Source organism: Cryobacterium algoritolerans, assembly GCF_004402785.1.
GTDB lineage: Bacteria > Actinomycetota > Actinomycetes > Actinomycetales > Microbacteriaceae > Cryobacterium > Cryobacterium algoritolerans.
The window spans coordinates 1-21,167 of sequence record NZ_SOFP01000079.1 but is presented as its reverse complement, the minus strand read 5'-3'; the positions used below and the strand labels follow the sequence as shown (position 1 = coordinate 21,167).

Annotated in this window: 15 protein-coding genes and 2 tRNA genes; 6 read left to right on the top strand and 11 right to left on the bottom strand. The window is 66.9% G+C overall.

Annotated elements, in window-relative coordinates; translation table 11 throughout:
* The first annotated feature begins 7 nt into the window (after window positions 1-7).
* Together E3O19_RS15920 and adhE are read left to right on the top strand one after the other, a co-directional pair.
* Complete coding sequence (locus tag E3O19_RS15920) at window positions 8-1,153, top strand: cysteine desulfurase family protein (RefSeq protein ID WP_134569259.1); 1,146 nt, start codon at window positions 8-10, stop codon at window positions 1,151-1,153.
* Between the two features lie 321 nt (window positions 1,154-1,474).
* Window positions 1,475-4,219, top strand: coding sequence for a bifunctional acetaldehyde-CoA/alcohol dehydrogenase (adhE, locus tag E3O19_RS15915; RefSeq protein WP_134569257.1), 2,745 nt, complete (start codon window positions 1,475-1,477; stop codon window positions 4,217-4,219).
* An 85-nt stretch (window positions 4,220-4,304) separates the two neighbouring features.
* Here adhE and E3O19_RS15910 read toward each other — a convergent pair whose 3' ends face one another.
* Window positions 4,305-5,009: a maleylpyruvate isomerase family mycothiol-dependent enzyme gene (locus E3O19_RS15910; RefSeq protein ID WP_134569255.1), complete on the bottom strand. Its 705-nt coding sequence runs from the start codon at window positions 5,007-5,009 to the stop codon at window positions 4,305-4,307.
* 283 nt (window positions 5,010-5,292) lie between these two features.
* On the bottom strand, window positions 5,293-5,517 hold the full coding sequence (locus tag E3O19_RS15905; RefSeq protein WP_134569253.1) for a hypothetical protein: 225 nt from the start codon (window positions 5,515-5,517) through the stop codon (window positions 5,293-5,295).
* Between the two features lie 1,015 nt (window positions 5,518-6,532).
* Between E3O19_RS15905 and E3O19_RS15900 the strand changes: the two genes are divergently transcribed.
* Window positions 6,533-7,156: a LysE family transporter gene (locus tag E3O19_RS15900; protein ID WP_134569251.1), complete on the top strand. Its 624-nt coding sequence runs from the start codon at window positions 6,533-6,535 to the stop codon at window positions 7,154-7,156.
* Between the two features lie 172 nt (window positions 7,157-7,328).
* On the opposite strand, the gene E3O19_RS15895 is transcribed toward E3O19_RS15900, so the two are convergent.
* The 4 genes from E3O19_RS15895 to E3O19_RS15880 form a co-directional block, all read right to left on the bottom strand.
* Window positions 7,329-7,405 (bottom strand) — tRNA-Met (locus E3O19_RS15895).
* Between the two features lie 97 nt (window positions 7,406-7,502).
* Window positions 7,503-7,576, bottom strand: a tRNA-Met gene (locus E3O19_RS15890).
* 162 nt (window positions 7,577-7,738) lie between these two features.
* Window positions 7,739-10,657 (bottom strand): UPF0182 family membrane protein, encoded by a 2,919-nt coding sequence (locus E3O19_RS15885; RefSeq protein ID WP_174776949.1) that lies wholly within the window; start codon window positions 10,655-10,657, stop codon window positions 7,739-7,741.
* A gap of 126 nt (window positions 10,658-10,783) precedes the next feature.
* Window positions 10,784-11,896 carry a YlbL family protein gene (locus E3O19_RS15880; protein WP_134569249.1) on the bottom strand — a complete coding sequence of 371 codons (1,113 nt, stop codon included), beginning with the start codon at window positions 11,894-11,896 and terminating at the stop codon, window positions 10,784-10,786.
* A gap of 124 nt (window positions 11,897-12,020) precedes the next feature.
* Between E3O19_RS15880 and E3O19_RS15875 the strand changes: the two genes are divergently transcribed.
* Window positions 12,021-13,379, top strand: a complete 1,359-nt coding sequence (locus E3O19_RS15875) for a zinc-dependent metalloprotease (protein WP_420898632.1) — start codon at window positions 12,021-12,023, stop codon at window positions 13,377-13,379.
* A 138-nt stretch (window positions 13,380-13,517) separates the two neighbouring features.
* Here E3O19_RS15875 and E3O19_RS15870 read toward each other — a convergent pair whose 3' ends face one another.
* The 4 genes from E3O19_RS15870 to E3O19_RS15855 are packed head-to-tail and all read right to left on the bottom strand — an operon-like array spanning window position 13,518 to window position 17,917.
* On the bottom strand, window positions 13,518-14,381 hold the full coding sequence (locus E3O19_RS15870; protein ID WP_134569247.1) for an aldehyde dehydrogenase family protein: 864 nt from the start codon (window positions 14,379-14,381) through the stop codon (window positions 13,518-13,520).
* Window positions 14,378-15,910, bottom strand: coding sequence for an aldehyde dehydrogenase family protein (locus tag E3O19_RS15865; RefSeq protein WP_134569245.1), 1,533 nt, complete (start codon window positions 15,908-15,910; stop codon window positions 14,378-14,380). The genes E3O19_RS15870 and E3O19_RS15865 overlap by 4 nt, the downstream gene beginning before the upstream one ends.
* Before the next feature lie 11 nt (window positions 15,911-15,921).
* On the bottom strand, window positions 15,922-16,941 hold the full coding sequence (gene deoC, locus E3O19_RS15860; RefSeq protein ID WP_134569244.1) for a deoxyribose-phosphate aldolase: 1,020 nt from the start codon (window positions 16,939-16,941) through the stop codon (window positions 15,922-15,924).
* A gap of 25 nt (window positions 16,942-16,966) precedes the next feature.
* Window positions 16,967-17,917 carry a sugar-binding transcriptional regulator gene (locus E3O19_RS15855; protein ID WP_134569242.1) on the bottom strand — a complete coding sequence of 317 codons (951 nt, stop codon included), beginning with the start codon at window positions 17,915-17,917 and terminating at the stop codon, window positions 16,967-16,969.
* A 122-nt stretch (window positions 17,918-18,039) separates the two neighbouring features.
* Here E3O19_RS15855 and E3O19_RS15850 point away from each other — a divergent pair, with 122 nt between their 5' ends.
* Window positions 18,040-18,972, top strand: coding sequence for an ROK family protein (locus E3O19_RS15850; protein ID WP_134569240.1), 933 nt, complete (start codon window positions 18,040-18,042; stop codon window positions 18,970-18,972).
* Between the two features lie 35 nt (window positions 18,973-19,007).
* Here E3O19_RS15850 and E3O19_RS15845 read toward each other — a convergent pair whose 3' ends face one another.
* The gene (locus tag E3O19_RS15845) at window positions 19,008-20,234 is read right to left on the bottom strand and encodes an MFS transporter (RefSeq protein WP_134569238.1); all 1,227 of its coding nucleotides are present in this window, start codon (window positions 20,232-20,234) and stop codon (window positions 19,008-19,010) included.
* A gap of 23 nt (window positions 20,235-20,257) precedes the next feature.
* Between E3O19_RS15845 and E3O19_RS18505 the strand changes: the two genes are divergently transcribed.
* Window positions 20,258-20,935, top strand: coding sequence for a maleylpyruvate isomerase family mycothiol-dependent enzyme (locus tag E3O19_RS18505; RefSeq protein WP_134569236.1), 678 nt, complete (start codon window positions 20,258-20,260; stop codon window positions 20,933-20,935).
* The last annotated feature ends 232 nt before the right edge of the window (window positions 20,936-21,167 follow it).

Here is a 21,167-nt window from a genome sequence, read left to right as displayed (position 1 = left end):
CCTACTGATGGTCTACCTCGACAACGCCGCCACCACCCCCGTGCGCCGGGAGGTGCTCGACGCGCTTTGGCTGCAACTCACCCGCGGATTCGGAAACCCGTCCAGCCACCACCAGGTGGGCGAGGCCGCGGCAGCCACGCTGCAGGAGGCACGGAAGACGGTCGCGGCGGTACTGGGCTGCCGCGCCACCGAGGTGGTCTTCACGAGCGGCGGCACCGAGGCCGACAATCTCGCGGTGAAGGGCATCGCCCTGGGGTCGCCCCGCGGGCGCCACATCATCACCACCCCGATCGAGCACGAGGCCGTGCTGGAGTCCTGTGACTACCTGCGACGCCTGCACGGCTTCGAGATCAGCATGCTCGACCCGGATGCCTCCGGTCTGGTGGACCCCGAACAGCTGCGCCGCCTGCTCAGACCTGAGACGACCCTGGTGTCCGTGCAGTACGCGAACAACGAGGTCGGCACGGTCCAACCACTCCGCGATCTCGCCGCCGTCACCGTTGCCGCCGGGGTGCCGTTCCACACGGATGCCGTTCAGGCCGCCGGCTGGCTCACCCTCGACACCCGGGAACTGGGCGTCGACGCGCTAAGCCTGTCCGGGCACAAGCTCGGCGCCTCGCAGGGCATCGGTGCGGTCTACCTGCGTCGCCGGCTACCGGTCGAGCCGCTGGTGCACGGCGGCGGCCAGGAACGCGGTCACCGCAGCGGAACGGAGAATGTGGCTGGCGCCGTCGCCCTCGCCCTCGCACTACGCCTGGCGGAGGAGGAACGCGAGGGTGCGTCGGAACGAGTGGCCGGGCTGCGCGACGCCTTCATCGCCACGGTTCTCACTGGAACCGCCACCGCCCGGCTCACCGGGCATCCGTCAGCGCGCCTACCCGGCAGCGCGTCATTCGTCTTCCCCGGCACCAGCGGTGAGGCCGTTCTTCTCGAACTGGAGCAGCACGGAATCGTCTGTTCGAGCGGCTCGGCCTGTGCGGCAGGAAGCGACGAGCCCTCACACGTTCTCACCGCGATGGGGTTCCCGGCAGAGGAGGCGCTCACCGCCGTGCGGTTCACGTTTGCCTCCGGCACGACGGCCGCCGAGGCCGGCCACGCCGCGGCCGTCGTGCACGACGCCGTGGCGGCCGTACAATATCTCGGCCACCGCTGACCCGGGCGCCCCACGACCCCGATCGTCTTATCGGCGCTGCCATGCTCCGTGCCGCGGACACTCATGACGGTATGCGCGCGAGCACGCGCGCGCTATCCCGCGCGAGCGCGCGCGCGGCCGGGGCGCGCACTTTTTCCGATGCCGGGAAATTAATTGAAATCTTTCCAGGCCGAAAAAGAGCACCGAGATCAGGATAAATGCATCAATGCATCTTTGATAGGAGCCCGGCTGTCCCCTCGCCGACGTGCGCCCCTCTTGCCGGGGTCATAGAATTGCTCCAAGAGGCGAAAAGCCCAAGTTGGGCTGCCGAAGAGGGGCACCATGACCATAATCGACAAACCAGTCACTGAGTCACTTGTAAAAACAATTGACACCCTGGTTAAAGGCGCGAGCGAGGCACTGCTCGAATATGCCAATTTCACTCAGGAACAGATCGACCACATCGTCAAGAAGGCGTCGGTAGCGGCCCTCAGCAAGCATGCCGAACTGGCTGTTCACGCTGTGGAGGAAACCGGACGCGGCGTCTTCGAAGACAAGGCCGTGAAGAATCTCTTCGCATGCGAGCACGTTACGAACTCCATGCAAAACCTTAAAACAGTCGGCGTGATCAGCCACGACGAAATTACCGGAATCACTGAAATCGCCGAACCGGTCGGCGTTATCTGCGGCATCACCCCTGTGACGAACTGCACCTCGACCGCAATCTTCAAGTCCCTTATCGCCCTTAAAACCCGCAACCCGATCGTTTTCGGTTTCCACCCCGCAGCGCAGCAGTCCTCCGCAGCCGCCGCACGCATCGTGCGAGACGCGGCAATCGCCGCCGGAGCGCCGAAGAACTGTATTCAGTGGATCGAAGTTCCTTCGCTCGAGGCCAGCACCCTGCTGATGAACCACCCCGGCGTGGCCACGATCCTCGCGACCGGTGGGAACGCCATGGTCCGCGCGGCCTACTCCTGCGGCAAGCCCGCCCTGGGTGTCGGCGCCGGTAACGTGCCGGCCTTCATCGAGAAGAGCGCCAAGCTCAAGCGCGCCGTCAACGACGTCGTGCTCTCCAAGGCCTTCGACTACGGCATGATCTGCGCTTCCGAGCAGGCCGTCATCATTGAAGAGCCGCTCTATAACGAGGCCATGGCCGAGTTCAAGCTCCTGCACGCCTACCGGGTCACCCCGGCCGAGAAGACCATGCTCGAAGAGTTCATCTTCGGCGTGCAAGCCAATTCGGAGAACTGCGGCGGTGCCAAGCTGAACGCCTCCGTCGTCGGCAAGTCGCCGGTCTGGATCGCCGAGCAGGCCGGATTCACCGTTCCGGAAGACACGTCGATCATCCTGGTTGAGGTCGCAAGCGTCGGACCGCACGAGCCGATGACCCGCGAAAAGCTGGCCCCCGTGCTCGCCGTGCTGCACGCCAAGGACGCCGAAGAAGGCATCTCGCTCTCCGAGCAGATGGTGGAATTCGACGGTCTTGGCCACTCCGGCTCGATCCACAGCGAGAACCCCGCGATCATCGAGGAGTTCGGCATGCGCGTCAAGGCCGTTCGCATCATCACCAACGCACCCAGCTCGCTGGGTGGCATCGGTGACGTCTACAACGCCTTCATCCCGTCACTCACCCTCGGCTGCGGCTCGTATGGCCACAACTCCGTGTCGAACAACGTGTCGGCGATCAACCTCATCAACGTCAAGCGGATCGGTCGAAGGAACAACAACTTGCAGTGGTTCAAGGTCCCCGCCAAGACGTATTTCGAGCCGAACGCCATCCGTTACCTGACGGACATGCGCAACGTGGAGCGCGTCACCATCGTCACCGACGCGACCATGACCAAGCTCGGCTTTGTCGACAAGATCCTCGACGTGCTCAACCGCCGCGAGAACCGGGTTTCGTTGCAGATAATCGACAACGTGCTCCCGGAGCCGACCGTTTCCGCCGTGACCAAGGGCGCGGCAGAGATGCGGGCCTTCAAGCCCGACACGATCATCGCCCTCGGCGGTGGCTCGCCGATGGACGCCGCGAAGGTTATGTGGCTCCTCTACGAACACCCCGAAATCGAATTCTCCGACATGAAGGAAAAGTTCTTCGACGTGCGCAAGCGCGCGTTCAAGTTCCCCGACCTCGGTGAACTGGCCAAGCTCGTCTGCATCCCGACCACATCGGGAACCGGCTCCGAGATGACGCCATTCGCCGTGATCACGGACGAGGTTTCCGGAGTCAAGTATCCACTCGCTGACTACGCTCTCCTGCCCACCGTCGCGATCATCGACCCGTCGCTGACGGCTGCGATGCCGTCGTTCCTCGTGGCCGACTCCGGCTTCGACGCATTGACTCACGCGACAGAGGCATACGTCTCCGTCTACGCGAACGACTTCACCGACGGCCTCTGCCTGCACGCGATCAAGCTCATCTTCGAGAACATCGTGGAGAGCGTCAACGGCACGGCGAACAGCACGGATGCCGGCGTCATCAAGGCCCGCGAGAAGATGCACAACGCATCCTCGATCGCTGGAATGGCATTCGGTAACGCGTTCCTCGGAATTTGTCACGCGATGGCCCACGTGACGGGTGCGCAGCTCCACTTGATCCACGGTCGAGTAAACGCCACGTACCTGCCTCACGTGATCCGTTACAACGGACTCATCCCGACCAAGCTGACCAGCTGGCCCAAGTACGAGAGCTACATTGCTCCCGAGCGTTTCCAGCAGATCGCCAAGCACCTCGGCCTCCCGGCCTCGACGCCTGAAGAGGGCATCGAGTCCTACGCCCAGGCCGTCGAGAAGCTGCGCGACCAGGTCGGCATCAAGCCGTCCTTCCAGGCCCAGGGCGTCAACGAGGAAGACTTCATCGGTCGCCTCGACTCACTCGCCATGGGGGCCTACGGCGACCAGTGCGCACCGGCCAACCCGCGGATGCCGATGCTCGCCGACATGAAGACGATCATGGAAGCCGCGTACTACGGCACGTCTTTCAAGGAGGTGCGCGCCAGCCGCGCCGCCGTCGTCGACGCGGCCATCAAGACCGGCGCCGAAGACCAAGGCGACGCCAAGAAGCCCGCACGCAAGGCGGCCAAGTAGGTCTCACCGCCTGAATGGATGACGAACGGCCCCGCACCGAAAGGTGCGGGGCCGTTCTGTGTTGTGCGTGACGCCCGTTCCGGTGTCAGACCCAGCGCGGGGCCGCCGCGGGCGCCCACGCGCCGGAGGACACTCCGACGGAGCCTCTTCCAGCCGCCCAGGCCGTCAGGGCGGCGAGGGACCCGCTGACCTGCACCCCGGCATCCGCGGCCCCACTGTAGGCGCGCCCGGCATCGACGACCCTCAGTCGGATGCTCGACTCGCCCCTGGCCTGCCAGACACCCTTGATGTCACCGAGTATGCGCTCGAGCACAGCCGCCGGGATGTCCGCGAACGAGGTGCCCACGTTCAAATCAACCCCGTGGATCCACACCTCGCGGGCGCGCATCCACAGCGTTTCCGACACGGGGACCACTGTGCCCTGCCCGTTACGCACCGGATGCTCCCACCGGGATTCTGGAATTTCCCGCCAGTATCGGTCGAGGGCGACCGCTGATTCGTCGAAGAGCTCCCGCAGCTCGTCGGAAGAAAGGAGGGCACCGTCCGCGATCTCGGCGTTGCGCGCCTCGACCGAGGCGAACATCGGCGACTCAACGCCGGTGGCGGCCCACTGGGCCAGCCTGCCGATGGCGAGGGCGTTGAAGCCGACGTGGGCCACGACGTGCGCACGGGACCAGCCGGGGAGCAGGGACTCCCCTTTCAGCGCTTCGTCCGGCAGGGCGTCAACGCCGCGGCGGAAGAACTCGGTGCCGAGGACGACAGCCTCCAACACGTCGCTCCGGGCCATCATCGCGTCACCGGCTGGGCGTGGCCGGTCGGGTCAGGCTGACGTATAGGCATGCAGATCTCCCTGGATCGAAGGAGGGCACCGGTTGACCGCCCCGAGCCCAATCCTCGCAGCACCCGGCGGGAACGAGAAACCCTCGGGAATCGCGATGATCCCAGGGGTTTTCTTCCCCGCACCGACGAGCGGTGATGACAGTGCGGCATCAGCCGTGGACGCCGCGGGACGCCCCGGACGAGAACGAATCAGCGATATCGACCGCGATCAGGATTGCACCGCCGAACGCTTGTTACCCGGCGGCGCCCCGGCGACCGGGGTCGGAGTCGAATCGCAGCGGTGACCCGAGTTTCAGGGCGGACTTGCTGGCCAGCCGGATCGGTGTCTGGGACGGGTCGATGGTCGGCAGCGGAATCAGGGAGTAGTCGCTGCCGGTGCGCACTATTCTCCAGTGCTCATTGTGCACCCTCAGGTCGTCAGGCGCGCAGAGCAGGATACCGTCGGCGAGGTTGGTCAAGCCGCCGTCGACCGCCCAGCCATCGAGGTGGTGCGCTTCGCTCCAACACGGTCTCGGTGGGCGCCGGGTCGATGGCTCCCTCGATGAGACCACCGCCCAGGAGCACCAGACCCAGATGCGGCTTCGCAGTCCCGGCCTGAACTGTTGCGCCGGCCTGGGCTGCGGTGTCGGCCTGGACGACGATCTTGACGCTGGCGCGGGTGCGGCCGAAAATGGTGCCGGGGTCCCATCAGGCTTGTCATACACCCGCAAGTACTGCCAGGCCCGCATCGCATCAGCACGAGACGCAATGCCCTCCACATCGATCCTGTCCCGCGCCTGCCTGGCCGCCCGCGCAGCCTGGTCTGCATTCATCATCCCGCACCCGCACCAGCCCCGGCTGCCCCGGCTGCCCCGGCTGCCCCGGCTGCCGGGCGTCGGCTTCTTCCTGGCGGCGACGGGCGTCCTCGGCCACAGTGGCCAACGTGCCCGCCTCGATCAGGCGGCGAGCATCCGTTCGCGTGCCGGCACCCCCACCACCCAGATGCTGCACGAACTCCTCAGAATTACAGAACCCATGCCTCCTCGCCAGACCCTCCCCACCACGCTCCCAACCGGAACGACGATCAATATTCGCCGCCGACAAAGCAGCAACAATCGTCACCGAGCGAAGAAACACGGAAATAACGGCATGAGCACGCTCCGACTCCTCATCAGAGAGCCCCGCGAAAACACTCGCGGACACCGGCGACCGGGCCAAACACCCGGCCACTTCCTCGATAACAGCCTCAACGCTCGTCACACACAGAGTGCCACAAGCCACCGACATTAGAACAAAAATACGAGTCAAACGGACCTTTACACCGAGAGCACGCCTCCATTTCGATCGGCGATTCCCCCCGCGCTGGGACATCCACCGGTAGGCTCCGCGCCGAATCGTTGGCGTGTAGATGCCGACGAAGGGCGTGGTCACGGTACCGAATGGCGCAGCGCTGCGGGAAGGAAACGAACGGCTCGAAACACCTAGACTGGGGCAGTGCAGTTCTCCCTGTGGTTGGCCCTTGTGGGAGCGGGCACCCTGATCAGTTTCACGCCCGGTGCCGGGGCGATCAACACCATGAGCAATGCCCTCAACTCCGGCTTTCGCCGCTCGATCTGGGGAATCCTCGGCCAGCAGGCGGCGCTGCTCATCCACATCGTGATCGTGGCACTCGGTGTCGGTCTGCTCGTCGCCAGTTCTCCGCTCGCTTTCAACATCATTCGCTTCGCGGGTGCCGGGTACCTCGTCTACCTGGGCATCCGACAGTTTCTCGCCAAGCCGACGCTCGATCCTGAGCGTGCACAAGCGCTGCGCCATGAGCCCCGCTGGTCCATGTTCCGTCGCGGGCTGTGGGTGAACATACTGAACCCCAAGGCGATTGTGTTCTTCCTGGCGTTCCTGCCACAGTTCATCCGTGTCGACCGACCGATGCTGCCCCAGTATCTGATCGTCGCCGCCACCGTCGTCGTGATCGATGTTCTCGTGATGTGGTTCTTCTTCGCGGGAACGGCACGTTCGTTTCAACGATTCACCCGCGATGCTGAGGGTCAGCGAGTCTTGAACCGAGTCTTCGGCGTTCTCTTCGTCGGCGTCGGCGTGCTGCTCGCAGTCATCCACTGATGACGTGGGAGCCCCGTCCGCCCGGAGGTCCGAGCCTGCGCATCAGTCCGGCCGAACACGTTCCCGCGCCGATCTCCGGTCAAAAAGAAAAAGACCGACCCGGTAGTTCCACCGGATCGGTCTTATCTTTGCGATTCAATGAACACAAACTGCGTATTCCATGAAACAGCCTTGGTTGCGGGGGCAGGATTTGAACCTACGACCTCTGGGTTATGAGCCCAGCGAGCTACCGAACTGCTCCACCCCGCGTTACGAGTACAAATCTACCACAGCCCCGCGACCGCGGGGAGCAGGCGGCCGGGCATGAGAGAACCCCCGGAATCGAGGGAATTCCGGGGGTTATTCGTTGCGGGGGCAGGATTTGAACCTACGACCTCTGGGTTATGAGCCCAGCGAGCTACCGAACTGCTCCACCCCGCGCTACAGAGACAAATTTACCACAGCCTCGCGAACGGGCCGACCACCGCCCCCGATTCCGTAGGTCCCCGGACCTCGAAACGCGGGCGTCGTACCGATCCACGGGTGGCAGAACACCGGCGGAGCGACACGACACCCGTGCGTGGCGAATGTTGCGCGCTGATGCTAGCCGAGCAGCGCCAGCATGCTGGCGATGGTGTCGGCAAGCTTCTTGTCGGCCACCCCGTAGGCCGAGAAGTCGCCCGCGGTCAGGGCCGCCTGCTTGTCGCTGAGCGCCTGCTTGGCGACGGCCAGGAGCGACTTGAGCTCGGCATCCTTCGCCGGGTCGCCGGTCGAGGTGGGCGGGGTCGTCGTTCCGGTGGCCGGCGGGGTCGTCGTTCCGGTGGCGGGCGGGGTCGTCGTGGTCGGCTGAACAGTGGTGTCGCCGGCTTTGGCGCCGGAGTCACCGCCGAAGAGCACGTCGAGCGCCCGGTTGAGGGTGTCCTCGAACGCGATCTTATCTCCGAACGCGACGAGCACCTTCTGCAACAGCGGATAGCTGGTCTCACCGGTCGACTGCACGTAGACGGGCTGCACGTAGAGCAGTCCCCCGCCGACGGGCAGCGTGAGCAGGTTACCGTTGAGCACCTTGGACTGGCCCTGCTTGAGCAGGTTCAACTGGGTCGACACGGCCGGGTCGGCATTGAACTTGGCCTGGACCTGCCCTGGGCCCGGGACGGTATCCGCCTTCGGCAGGGTGAGGAGCCTGATCTTTCCGTAGCCGGCTGCACGCTTGCCGTCGGTGGAACCGGCATCCGCATCGACGGCGAGATAGCCGGTGAGCACGTTGCGGCTGGTCGCGCCGGTGGCATCAGGGATGAAGGTCGAGTACAGCGTGAACGCCGGCTTCCCCGACCCCGGCACCTGCATGGTGAGGTAGTACGGCGGCTGCAGGGTCGTGTTCGTCGACGGAGACACCGGGTCGTTCGGCGTGGTCCAGGCGTCGTCGACCGAATAAAACGAACCAGGGTCGGTGACGTGATACTTGCCGAGCACCTTGCGCTGCACCTTGAACAGGTCCGCCGGGTAGCGCACGTGGCTCATCAATTGGCCACTCATGGCGCTGATCGGCTTGAGGGTCGACGGGAAGATCTTCTGCCACGTCTTGAGGATGGGATCCTTGTCGTCCCAGGCGTAGAGCGTGACCGAACCGTCGTACGCGTCGACCGTCGCCTTGACGGAGTTGCGCATGTAATTGATGTTGTCGAGTGCGAACGGCTGCGGCGGCGTCTCGGTGTCGGCGATGGCATCGCTCAGCCCCACGGGGGTCGAGTACGGGTAGCCGGCCGAGGTGGTGTAACCGTCGACGATCCACTTCAGGCGCCCGTCGACGACCGACGGATACGCGTCAGAATCGAGGGTGAGGTACGGCGCCACCTTCTGCACCCGGGTGACCGGGTCGCGGTCGTAGAGAATCTGCGACTTCTCGTTCACGTCGTTTGCGAGGAAGATCTGCTCCGACTGGAACTTCAGCGCGTAGATCAGCTTGTTGAACGGGTTGTCCAGCTTCGGACCACCATTACCGGTGAAGGTCGTGTAGGTCTGCTGGGCGCCCTCCGTGCCGGAAGGGTAGTCGAGTTCGACCGGCTTGCTGCTCGCGGGGGCTCCCACGATCGAATAGGTCGGCGAGCTCTCGCCGAAATACACCCGTGGCTCGTACTTGCCCAGCGATCCGCTGCTCGGGATGCCGGACTCGAGGAAGACCGGCTGGCCGTCGGCCGACCGCTGGTTACCATATGCCGCCACGACGCCATACCCGTGGGTGTAGACGATGGTCGAGTTCACCCAGGTGGCGCCGGCGTTGAGGCCGGAGAGCTTGAGGTCGCGCACGGCGACGACGGTGTCCTGGGATTTCTTGTCGATCGTGTACCGGTCGACGTCGAGTTTCGACGGGAACTGGTAGTACTGCTTGAACTGCTCGAGCTGGCTGAACGCGTCGCTGACCAGGGCCGGGTCGAGGATGCGAATGTTGGCGGTGGTCTCGGCGTCGGCGCGAAGCGCACCGGGCTGGGCCGTGGTGCTCGCGTTGTACGGGACCTCTTCGACACCGGCCAGGCCGTAGGCGTCCCTGGTGAGGTCGATGTTGCGTTTGATGTAGGGCGACTCGAGCGTCTTGGCGCTGGGGACAACCTGGAAGCGCTGCACCACCCACGGGTAGAGCGAGCCGAGCAGCAGGCTGCTCACGATCAGAAGCGCGGTGCCGATGACGGGCAGTCGCCAGCGGCCGATGACCGCCGTGACCAGGAACAGGATGGCGACGACGGCCGCAATCCCCGCGAGAATCGCCCGTCCGGGAATCGTGGCATTGACGTCGGTGTAACCGGCACCGGTGAAGAGCTCATTCGTGTCGGTCAGGGTGGAGTACTGGTCCAGCCAGATGCTCACCGCCTGGAGCAGCAGGTAAACGCTGGCGGTGACCGCGATCTGGATCCTGGCCGCACGGGCGACGAGCACGTCGCGCCCGCTCACCCGGATCGACCCGTACAGGTAGCTCGTTGCGGCGGCCACGATGGCCGCGATCAGCACGACTGCCGACGCGAAGCCGAGCAGGGCCTGGAAAAAGGGAAGGTCGAAGAGGTAGAAGGAGACGTCGAAACCGAATTGGGGGTCGGTCTTGCCTGTAGGGGTGCGGTTCAGCCACATCAGCACGACCTGCCAGCGGGTCGCGGCCGCAACACCGGCGAACAGGCCGAGTAGAGCGGGGATACCGTACATGGCGAGGCGGCGCAGCGGCTCGATGACCTGCTGGTACCGGTCGAGCTGCGAGTTCAGCTTGGCGTAGACGGGGCGAAGCCGGTAGGCGACCTGGATGCTCACCCACACGGGGAGGGCCATGGCCACGAAGCCGATCAGGAACAGCACCGTGCCGGCGAACCACTGGGTGGTCAGCACGCTGAGGAACCCGAGCTGGTCGAACCAGAGCACGTCCGCGTACAGTCCGGCGAAGATGAAGAACACAATCACCAGCCCCGCGATGATCGCGGCCGTAATGGCGAGGGGGGCTCTGCTCCGTCGGGGGGCGCCCGCGGATGAATTTGTGCTCACGAATTGGCCTCTTGCTCTGTCCGATAAGGGTCAACCTCTAGTCTAGACAGGGCTTTCGTCCCCTACCTGCATGTTGACCGTTCCCTACCTGCACGTTGACCGCGAGACCCACCATCGCCAGGGAAGTCAACCGGCCGGGCAGGTGGGCAGCCTGCTCAGGTCCCCGTCGGTGCGAATGGCGTCCAGCACCGCCAACGAATCGTCGAGTGTCTTCACCGCGAAGACCTTGAGCCCGCCCGGGATGTGACCGGTGACCTCGTTGCAGTTATCCGCCGGCGCCAGGAACCAATCGACGCCGGCCTCGCTGGCGCCCTCGAGTTTCTGGCGGATGCCGCCGATCGGGCCGACCGTGCCCGCCTGGTCGATGGTACCGGTGCCTGCGACATTCGCCCCGCCCTGGATCGCACCCGGCGTGAGCTTATCGATGATCCCGAGGGCGAACATCATGCCGGCGCTCGGCCCGCCGACCCGGTCGAGCTGGATTTTCACGTCGAACGGGAACTCGTAGGACGTCGTGACGTTGATGCCGACGACCACGGCCCCGGAGGACTTCACCGGGGCAACCTGCACGGTGAGAGCCTTGCCCTCGCGGAGGATGCCGATGCTGGCGGCGGCCTCGGTGCCGTTCGACTTCAGGGCCTTCCGGAGCGCGGCGATGTCGGCCACCGCGGCACCGTTGACGGAAACGACCTGGTCGCCGGCCTTCATGATCCCCTTCGCCGGCGAGTCCTTGGGCAGGGAGACGACCGACACGACGGTCGGGTAGTCATAGCCGAGGTTGGTCAGGGCCGCCGCGATGGCATCCTGCTGAGAATTGACCATCATGGCCTGGTTTTCGTCGTCGCGCTGCTTGGTCGTGACGCTCGGCGGGAAGGCCACATCAATCGGGATGACGGCCTGGCTGGGGTCTAGCCAGGCCCCGGCGACCTTCAGCCAGCTCGGCCGATTGTCGGGGGTTCCGACCAGCGACACCGTCAGCAGGTCGAGGCTGCCCTCGGTCGGGTGGACGGTCTGGCCGGGAATGGTGATCAGCGGCGTCTCGGTGCCGTTGTGCTTCGCCGTGCCGATCGTGTTGAAGACCGGCCCCGGCTTCTCGATCACGTACGGCGAAGGGGTAACCCCCAGGATGAGGCCGATCGTGAGGGCGACGCCGAGCACGATCCAACCGGCCCTTCCGGCGCGGCCCGATCGATGCGGATGTTCGCCGGACGGTGGCGCGTCATCGGTGAAAAGGGCCACCGGGTTCCTTCCAGGTTGCGTGTTCGCGACAGGCGGACACCAGACCCACCAGCGTAGGACATTTCCCAGCTCGGACAGGCGATCTCCGGATAGCGTAGAGGCACGCGACTGAGAGGTGCCTGAAGTGGCCGACGACTCACGACCCGAAGAGGGTCACAATCCCGAAGACGAGTTCCGGGACATGCTGCGCGACATCCTGTCCGGGAAGTCGTCGATCGATCCGAGCCAACTCGCCGGCGCGGCCGGACTTCCCAACGACCCGGCCAGTATCGCCGCGTTGATGAGCCAACTGCAGGGTGCGCTGCGCGGCGGCGGCGACGACATCAACTGGGACATCGCGCTGAGCCAGGGCCAGGAACGCGCCGCCGCCGGCGCCCTCTCGCCGACGCCGAAGGAGCGCGCGGAACTCGACCAGGCCTTCCACATCGCGGCCCTCTGGCTGGACGAGGTGATCTCCGTCGCCGAACTCACCGCGTCGCCGCGATTGATGACCCGCAGGGAGTGGGTCACCGCGACCATGCCGCTCTGGACCCAGTTGGCCGAGCCGGTCGCGACCAGCATCTCCGACTCGCTGACTCGCGTGCTCACCGAACAGGCCCCCGAGGAGCTGCAGGGCATGATGGCCGGCGCGAGCCAGGTCATGCGCAGCATCGGCGGGACCCTCTTCGCGATGCAGCTCGGGCAGGTCGTCGGCCAGCTCGCGAGCGAGGTGGTCTCGGGCGGCGACGTCGGCATCCCGCTGCTCAGCGACCAGCAGGCGGCCCTGCTCCCCCAGAACGTCGCCGAGTTCGGCGAGGGACTCGACGTGCCCGCCGACCAGGTGCAGATCTACCTGGCGGTGCGAGAGCTGGCTCACGCGCGGCTGTTCCGCCATTCCCGCTGGCTTCGGCTGCACCTGATCAGTTCGATCACCGAGTTCGCGCGCGGGATTCACATCGATTCCAGCCGACTCGAGGAACTGGCGGAGGGCTTCGACCCCGCCAACCCGGAGGAGTTGCGCGAGGCGATGGTGAACGGCTCACTGATCCCGCCCAAGACCGACGCGCAACTGGCCGCGCTCGACCGCCTGGAAACGATGCTGGCCCTCGTCGAGGGCTGGGTCGACGTGGTCACGATGGAGGCGACCGGGCGGCTGCCCAAAGCGGACGCGATCGCCGAAACCGTGAAACGGCGCCGCGCCTCGGGGGGTCCCGCCGAGTCAGCCTTCTCCACCCTGGTCGGGCTGGAGCTCAGGCCCCGTCGCCTGCGGGAGGCCGCCGCCATGTGGCAGGCCGTGACGGATGCGGTCGGCAACGAGGCCCGCGACCAGCTCTGGGCGCACCCCGACCTTCTGCCCACGAGCGCCGACCTCGACGCCCCGCAGGGCCTGGTCGCCCGGCTGACCAGTTCGGCCCAAGGCGCGGAGCCCGTGCTCGACGAGGTCGACCAGGCCCTCGAGGACCTGCTGCGCGACGACAACACCGAGCGGCCCCACGAACAGTAGCGGCGCAGCCTGTTCGTCCGCCCGCTCGGCTCGCGGTGCCTGTCGAATTCGACGGAGAATTTCTGGTTTCGCGACCTGTGCAGCCGGTTTTGGACCGGTTCGGGCAAAATCTCCGTCGAATTCGACGGGCGGGCGCCGCTAGATCAGGCCCTTGGTGTGCCAGATCGTCTTGGTCTCCGTGAACGCCACGATGCGGGCGAGCGACGGGCTCGCGGCATCCGGTCCGTTCTCCGGCTGCAGCACCCTGGTGAGGGTCTCGGCGGCATCGATCTGCAGGTGAACCCAATCGAGGTCACCGGCCCCGACGAGGTCGATGGCATTCACGTCGGCGTGGCTGGCCAGCCACGGCGCCATCTCGGCGGGTGAACCGGTGAGGATGTTCACAACCCCGCCGGGCACGTCACTGGTGGCCAGCACCTCGCCCAGGCTGACCGCGGACAGCGGCATCGTTTCGTTGGCGACAACGACCACAGTGTTGCCGGACACGAGGGCAGGGGCGACCGCGCTGACCAGCCCGAGCAGCGAACCGCCCGACTGCGGGGCGATGATCGCGACGACGCCCGTGGGCTCCGGCACGGAGATGTTGAAATACGGCCCGGAGACCGGGTTCGCGTTCCCGGCGACCTGCATGTACTTGTCGGCCCAGCCGGCGTACCAGACCCAGCGGTCGATCGCCTCGTCGACCTGGGCGGATGCCGCGCTCGGCGTCACACCCTCGGTCTGCACGATCTCGTCGATGAACTGCACGCGACGCCCCTCGAGGAGTTCGGCGATCCGGTAGAGCACCTGGCCGCGGTTGTACGCGGTTGCACCTGCCCAGCCGCCGAGGGCGGACCGTGCCGCAACGACCGCGTCGCGGGCATCCTTGCGGCTGGCCTCCGCGGCGTTGGCCAGGAAGTCCCCGCCGTGCGAACGGATCTCGTACACCCGGCCCGACTCGCTACGCGGGAACTTGCCGCCGATGTAGAGCTTGTAGGTCTTCGGAACGGCGAGGCGGGTCACTTTGCGGCCTTCTTTCGTGAAACGGGGGCTTTCGCGTCGAGCTCGGGCGAGGCGTCGGCGGGAGCCGCGACGGTGCGGGCGGCGGACCCGCCGGCGGCGGGCTTGAGGTACGCGGCGAGGCCGTGGCGACCGCCCTCGCGCCCATAGCCGGACTCCTTATAGCCGCCGAAGGGGCTGGCCGGGTCGAACCGGTTGAAGGTGTTCGCCCAGATCACTCCGGCCCGCAGCTTGTCGGCGACGGCGAGGATGCGGCTGCCCTTCTCGGTCCAGATCCCGGCGGACAGGCCATACGGCGTGTTGTTGGCCTTCGCGATGGCCTCGGCCGGGGTGCGGAAAGTGAGCACCGACAGCACCGGGCCGAAGACCTCGTCCCTGGCGATGCGGTGGCTGGTCGATACATTGGTGAAGATGGTCGGCGCGAACCAGAAGCCGCTGTCCGGTAGCACGCACGCCGGGCTCCAGCGTTCGCCGCCCTCCTGCTCCCCGATGTCGGTGAGCTCACGGATGCGCTGCAACTGGTCTGCACTGTTGATGGCGCCGATGTCGGTGTTCTTGTCGAGCGGGTCGCCGAGGCGCAGCGTCGAGAGGCGCTGCTTGAGCCGGTCGATGACGTCGTCGTGGATGCTCTCCTGCACCAGCAGGCGGCTTCCCGCGCAGCAGACGTGACCCTGGTTGAAGAAGATCCCATTGACGATTCCCTCGACCGCCTGGTCGATCGGCGCGTCGTCGAAGACGATGTTCGCGGCCTTGCCGCCGAGTTCGAGGATGACCTTCTTGTCGGTGCCGGCCACCGAACGGGCGATGGCCCGGCCGGCCCCGGTCGACCCGGTGAAGGCGACCAGGTTGACATCGGGGTGGCCGACGAGGGCCTGCCCGGTTTCCCGGCCGCCGGTGACGATGTTGACGACTCCGGCGGGCAGGTCGGCCTGCTGCAGGATCTCCGCGAACAACAGCGCGGTGAGCGAGGTCGTCTCGGCAGGCTTGAGCACGACCGTATTACCGGCGGCGAGGGCCGGGGCGATCTTCCAGGCCAGCATCAGCAGGGGGAAGTTCCACGGGATCACCTGGGCTGCGACGCCGCGGGAGGACGGGGTCGGCCCGACGCCGGCGTGGTCGAGTTTGTCGGCCCACCCGGCGTAGTAGAAGAACCACGCGGCGACCAGGGGCACGTCGACGTCGCGGCTCTCCTTGATCGGCTTGCCGTTGTCGAGGGTCTCGGCGACGGCGAGTTCGCGGGCGCGTTCCTGCACGAGGCGGGCGATCCGGAAGAGGTACTTTCCGCGGTCACTGCCGGAGAGCTTCGACCAGGTGCGGTCGTAGGCGCGGCGGGCGGCGGCGACGGCGGTGTCGACATCCGCCGTGTTGGCATGCGCGATCATCGCGATCGGCTTCTCGGTGGCCGGGTTGATGGTCTGGAACGGAACGCCCCGGCCGGCGACGAAATCGCCGTTGATGAACAAGCCGTAGTCCGGGCGGAGGTTCAGCACTGCCTGGGACTCCGGTGCCGGAGCGTAGTCAAGAAAGCTCATTGGTGATTCCCTCAGTCAATCGTCACGTAGTCGGGGCCGGAGTAGTGCCCTGTGGTCATCTTCTGGCGCTGCATCAGCACGTCGTTGAGCAGGCTCGAGGCGCCGAACCGGAACAGGCTCGGGGTCAGCCATTCCTCGCCCACGGTCTCGGCGACGGACACGACGTACTTGATGGCGTCCTTGGAGGTGCGGATGCCGCCGGCCGGCTTGACGCCGACCCTGGCGCCGGTGAGGCGCTTCCAGTCGCGCACGACCTCGAGCATCGACAGGGTGACCGGCAGGGTCGCAGCGGGTGCTATCTTGCCGGTGGAGGTCTTGATGAAGTCGCCGCCGGCCAGGATGGCCAGCCACGACGCACGGCGCACGTTGTCGTAGGTGTTCAGTTCCCCGGTTTCGAGGATCACCTTGAGGTGGGCGTGGCTTCCGTCGGCCCGCTTGCAGGCCTCCTTCACTGCCACGATCTCGTCGTAGACCTGGCCGAACCGTCCGGAGAGGAACGCTCCCCTGTCGATGACCATGTCGATCTCGTCGGCACCCCCGGTGACGGCGTCGCCGACATCCGCAAGCTTGACGGCCAGCGATGCCCGGCCGCTAGGGAAGGCGGTGGCGACGGCCGCTACTGAGATGCCGGTGGCGGTGCCGGCCGCGTGGGCGGAGCCGAGCGCCTCGACGGCGATGGGGACCAGGTCGCCGTAAACACAGACGGCGGCAACCCGTGGACAGGTGGGGTCGCCCGGGTCCGGGGTGAGAGCCTTGCCGACCAGGGAGCGCACTTTGCCTGGGGTATCTGCACCCTCGAGGGTGGTGAGGTCGATCAGGCTGATGATCTTGTCGAGCGCCCACTTCTTCGAGCTGGTCTTCACCGAGCGAGAACCAAGGTCCGCGGCCCGCTGCTCGAGGCCGACGGCGTCGATCCCCGGGATGCCATGCAGGTACCGGCGCAGGTTCGCGTCAGTGGCCTCGCCGCCGAGGAGTGCCACTGCACGGTCCCCGTTGTTCAGCTGGGCCATGGCCGATTGACTGCTAGTCATGAGTTGTCCTTGCGGTTTGGGTTGGTCACGCTTCATCGCCGAGGATGGCGAGGGCAGTGTCTTCGTCGGTCACCAACACGGTGCAGAGTCCGCTGCCGACAATGGCGCGGGCGATGGCGTGCTTCGAACCTCCGGCGATCACGGCGATCGCCATCTTCGCCTGGCGCAACTGCTCGAGCTGGATGCCCACGGTGCGCCCGTCGAGTTCCGGATCGACGATGTTGCCGTTGCTGTCGATGTACCGGCCCACGATGTCGCCGACGGCGCCCTTGCGCACGAGTTCGGCGACCTGCGGGGCGGTGAGGTAGCCGCTGTCGACCAGCGCCGAGTTCTCGTCGGCCTGTCCGGCGCTGAAGAGGTAGGCGGAGGCCGCGGTGGCCAGATTCAGCACAGCTGCGACGGCACGGTCGGACTCGATCGCCTGTTTCGTCTCGAGGCGTTCGAGGATGGCCGGGCTGGGCAGCAGCGTCGCCGCGCCCGCACCCTTGTGCGCGATGTTCACCGCGGTCGCCGCCGCGGTCCCGGCGCGCCGGTTGAGGCTGACTCCGCCGTTGATCTGCACCACGTTGACCCCGTGCGCCCAGCCCTGCTTGAGGTGCAGGGCGACCTCGTGCAGGGTGCGACCCCAGCTGATCCCGAGCGTGCGAGGCACCGGGCGGAGACCGGTGAGGTAGTCGGCCGCGGCCTGGGCGGTGCGCGACTGCAACTCCTCGTCGGTGGCGACCCCGGCCGAGGAGACCACGATAGCGTCCGTCAGGCCGGTTGCCTCGCGGAGCCTGCGCTCGACGGAGAGGCGCCGTGCGCGCGGGTGCACGATCTCGATCCGGATGAAGCCGCTGGCCTTCGCCTGGGCGAGTAGCCGGCCGACCTTCCACCGGGTGAGGCGGAGGAGCGTGCCGATCTCATCCTGCGTCTTGTTCTCCTCGTAATACAGCTCCGCGGCACGAATTGACAGCAGTTCGTCAGTGTCGATCACTCTGGTGCGCTCCATCCGATTTGAGTCCAGCCTAGGTTGCCTGCCTGGCTCGATCAACATCTGTTCGGAATCTTGCTCATCTGAGCAATCGAGCGAACCGGGTCACGATCTAGGCTCGAATCATGTCCCCCACCTATGCGCTCGCCGTCGACCTCGGCGGAACCAAGGTCGAGGCCGCCCTGGTCGACGACCACGGTGCCGTCCTCGAGTCCAGCCGGCACCGCTCCCCCACTGGCCCGACGGCCACGAGCGAGCAGCTCGCCGCCGCAGTCGTGTCGGTCGTCGGCCACGCTCTCGAGGGGCTGCCGACCGACACTGACATCGTCGGCGTCGGCATCGGAAGCGCCGGGCCGATCGCCGTGGCCGACGGGGCCGTATCGCCGCTGAATCTCCCCGCCTGGCGTGGGTACCCGCTCCGGGACCTGGTCGAACGACTGGTTCCGGATGTCCCGGTGCGGGTGCGCCTGGACGGCCTGTGCATCACGCTGGCCGAGCACTGGCTCGGCGCGGGGCAGGGTACGGACAGCCTGATGGGCATGGTCGTGTCCACGGGCGTCGGCGGCGGCCTCATCCTGGGCGGCGCCACGGTGTCCGGGCCCAGCGGCAACGCCGGCCACATCGGCCACATCGAGGTCGGCGGGTTCGACGACCGGTGCGCCTGCGGCGGGATCGGATGCCTGGAGGCCGTCGCATCCGGCCCGCGCACCGTGGCCTGGGCCCGCGGTCAGGGCTGGGCCGGCTCGACCGGCGAGGAACTCTCGGCGTCGTACGCCGCCGGCGACGCCGTCGCCGTGGCCGCCGTGCGTCGCTGCGGCCGCGCGATCGGCCAGGCCATCGCCTCGGCCACGAACCTGGTCGACCTGGACGTCGTCGCCATCGGCGGCGGCTTCTCGCACGTGACCCCCGACCTGTTCGACTTCGTGCGGGAGGCCGTCGACGAACGAACGGTCTTCGAGTTCGCGAGGCGGGTACGGGTGGTGCCGTCCGGTCTTTCCGGGGACGGCCCGCTGATCGGCGCCGCCGCCCTGATCCACCGGGCCACCCTCATCGCCTGACCGTCGCCGGGCCCCGCCAACCGGGCAATGCCCAGTCAGGCCGTCGGCTGCAGGTCGTCCTCGAGCAGGTGCGGGCGAGAGATGACGGCGCCGGCCAGGCCGACCGCGAGCCCGGTCGCGAGCAGGAACACAAGCGGCCATTGCCAGCTACCGGTGAGTTGGTGCAGCACGCCGACGCCGAGCGGGCCCAGGGCGCCGAGGGTGTAGCCGACTCCCTGAACGAAGCCGCTCAGCGCAACGGCTCCCTCGTGCGAGCGGGTGCGCAGGTTGATCAGCACCAGGGCGAGCGGGAAAAGGAGCGGGCCCAGGCCGGCCAGGCCCACCCAGAGGAAGGTCAGGGTCGCCGGGGCGAGGAGAAGTCCGAGGTCGCCGGCCACGAACGCGACCATGCCGGCGTAGACGAGCAGGCCCGGGTTCTTCATTCGGATGGTGAGGTACGGAACGACCAGGGCGCAGGGCAGCCCAACCCCCGCGTACAGCGACAGGAGGGTCCCGGCCTGGCCGGGGGTCACCCCGGCGGTTTGGATGAGCAACTGCGGCAGCCACGCGAACATCGCATAGGCGTTGAGCGACGAGGTGGCGAAGACAAGGGCGATCGCCCAGGCGATGGACGACCGCCAGATCCGGCCGAGCAACGCAGGCTCGGCCTCCTCGATGAGGGCTGCGTCCACCGAGCGGATGCGGCCCCGTTCCCGTATTAGCAGGGTGAGCCACGGCACGAGCGCGACCAGGGCCGGGACCATCCACATGCCGAGGGAGACGCGCCAGCCGACGGTATCCGCAACCGGCACGGCCACGAGCGGCGGCAGCAGCGTGCTGAGCGACATCACTGTCACGTAGAACGAGGTGACCAGGCCGACCCGGTCGGGGAAGTAACGTTTGACCAGCGGGGGCAGCAGAACGTTGCCGACGCCCATTCCGGCGAAGGTGATCACGCTGCCGATGATGAGCCAGCTGAGCGACCCGGACAGTCCCCTCGCGAGGTGCCCGAGAACCATGGACGCCAGGGCGAGGATCAACGCCGGTTCGAGACCGAGGCGCCGGGTGAAGACGGGGGCGAAGATGCCGAAGACCGCAAAACACACGGGAGGAAGCATGCCGAGCACACCGATGAAGACTGCTCCCAGCGGAATGTCAACGTTCACCTGGCTGACGATCGGCGACAGCGCCGCGACGGCGGTGCGGAGGTTGGCGGCCACCAGGACGATTCCGACCAGGGCGAGGGTGCGCCCGGCCCTGTGCCGGTTCGGGGTGTCGATCACCGGGCAAGTCTAGGCTGGACCCCATGCCGGAATTCGCGAAGTACCTGCCGTTCAGCCAACGCCCAGCCGTCGACGAGTCAGCGGCCGGTTCCGACTGGAGCGCACCTCTCGCGGAGACCCTGACGGTCATCGCCGACCTGCTGGCCGGGCTCAGCCCCGAACAGTGGGACGCTCCGAGCCTCTGCGGTGAGTGGCGGGTGCGGGATGTCGCGGGGCATCTGGTTTGGCGCCTCGGCCACACCAACATGGACCTGGTACGCAGCCTCGGCCGTGCGATGCTGGACGGCCGCTTCCTGAACCCGAACCGAGGGATCGACATGGTCAGCCGCACCGCGGCCGAGGTAAATCCGGCCGAGCTCGTCGCTGCACTGCGCCGGATCGCCGGCGACCGGATGGCGGGTCACGGGCACCACGGCGTCACCGAGCTGACCGAGGCCGTCGTGCACGGCTTCGACATCGCCCGTGCGCTCGACCTGACACTAGCGGTGGCACCGACAGTGACGGGTGCGGTGGCGCTCCGCCGCGCGCTGATCGCTCCCACCCCGATCAAGGCCGTGCTGCGCCGGCGCACACTGGTCGCAACGGATGCGCTCTGGCGCGTGGGCCGCGGCCTCGCCTTCGAGGGCACCGCCGAAGACATCGTGCTCTTCCTGTTCGGTCGCGAGGGGTTCACGCCGGGCGGGCGGCGGACCACGGCCTAGCCCGTCCGTCGGCTCCCGCGGCGGTCGAGACACCCCAATGGTCGAGCCTGACAGGACCTGCGGACCGTGGTTTCGGCGGGCTCAAGCACCGGCGGTGGTCGGGCCTGTCGAGTCGTGGTGGGTGTGGGTGTGGGTGGGTTGTTGGGCGCGGTGGGTGGCTCCGGGGTGCCAGGTGGTGGTGGTGGTTCCGGCCCAGGCGGGGGCTTTGACCTCCGGTTTGCCGCGGATCATG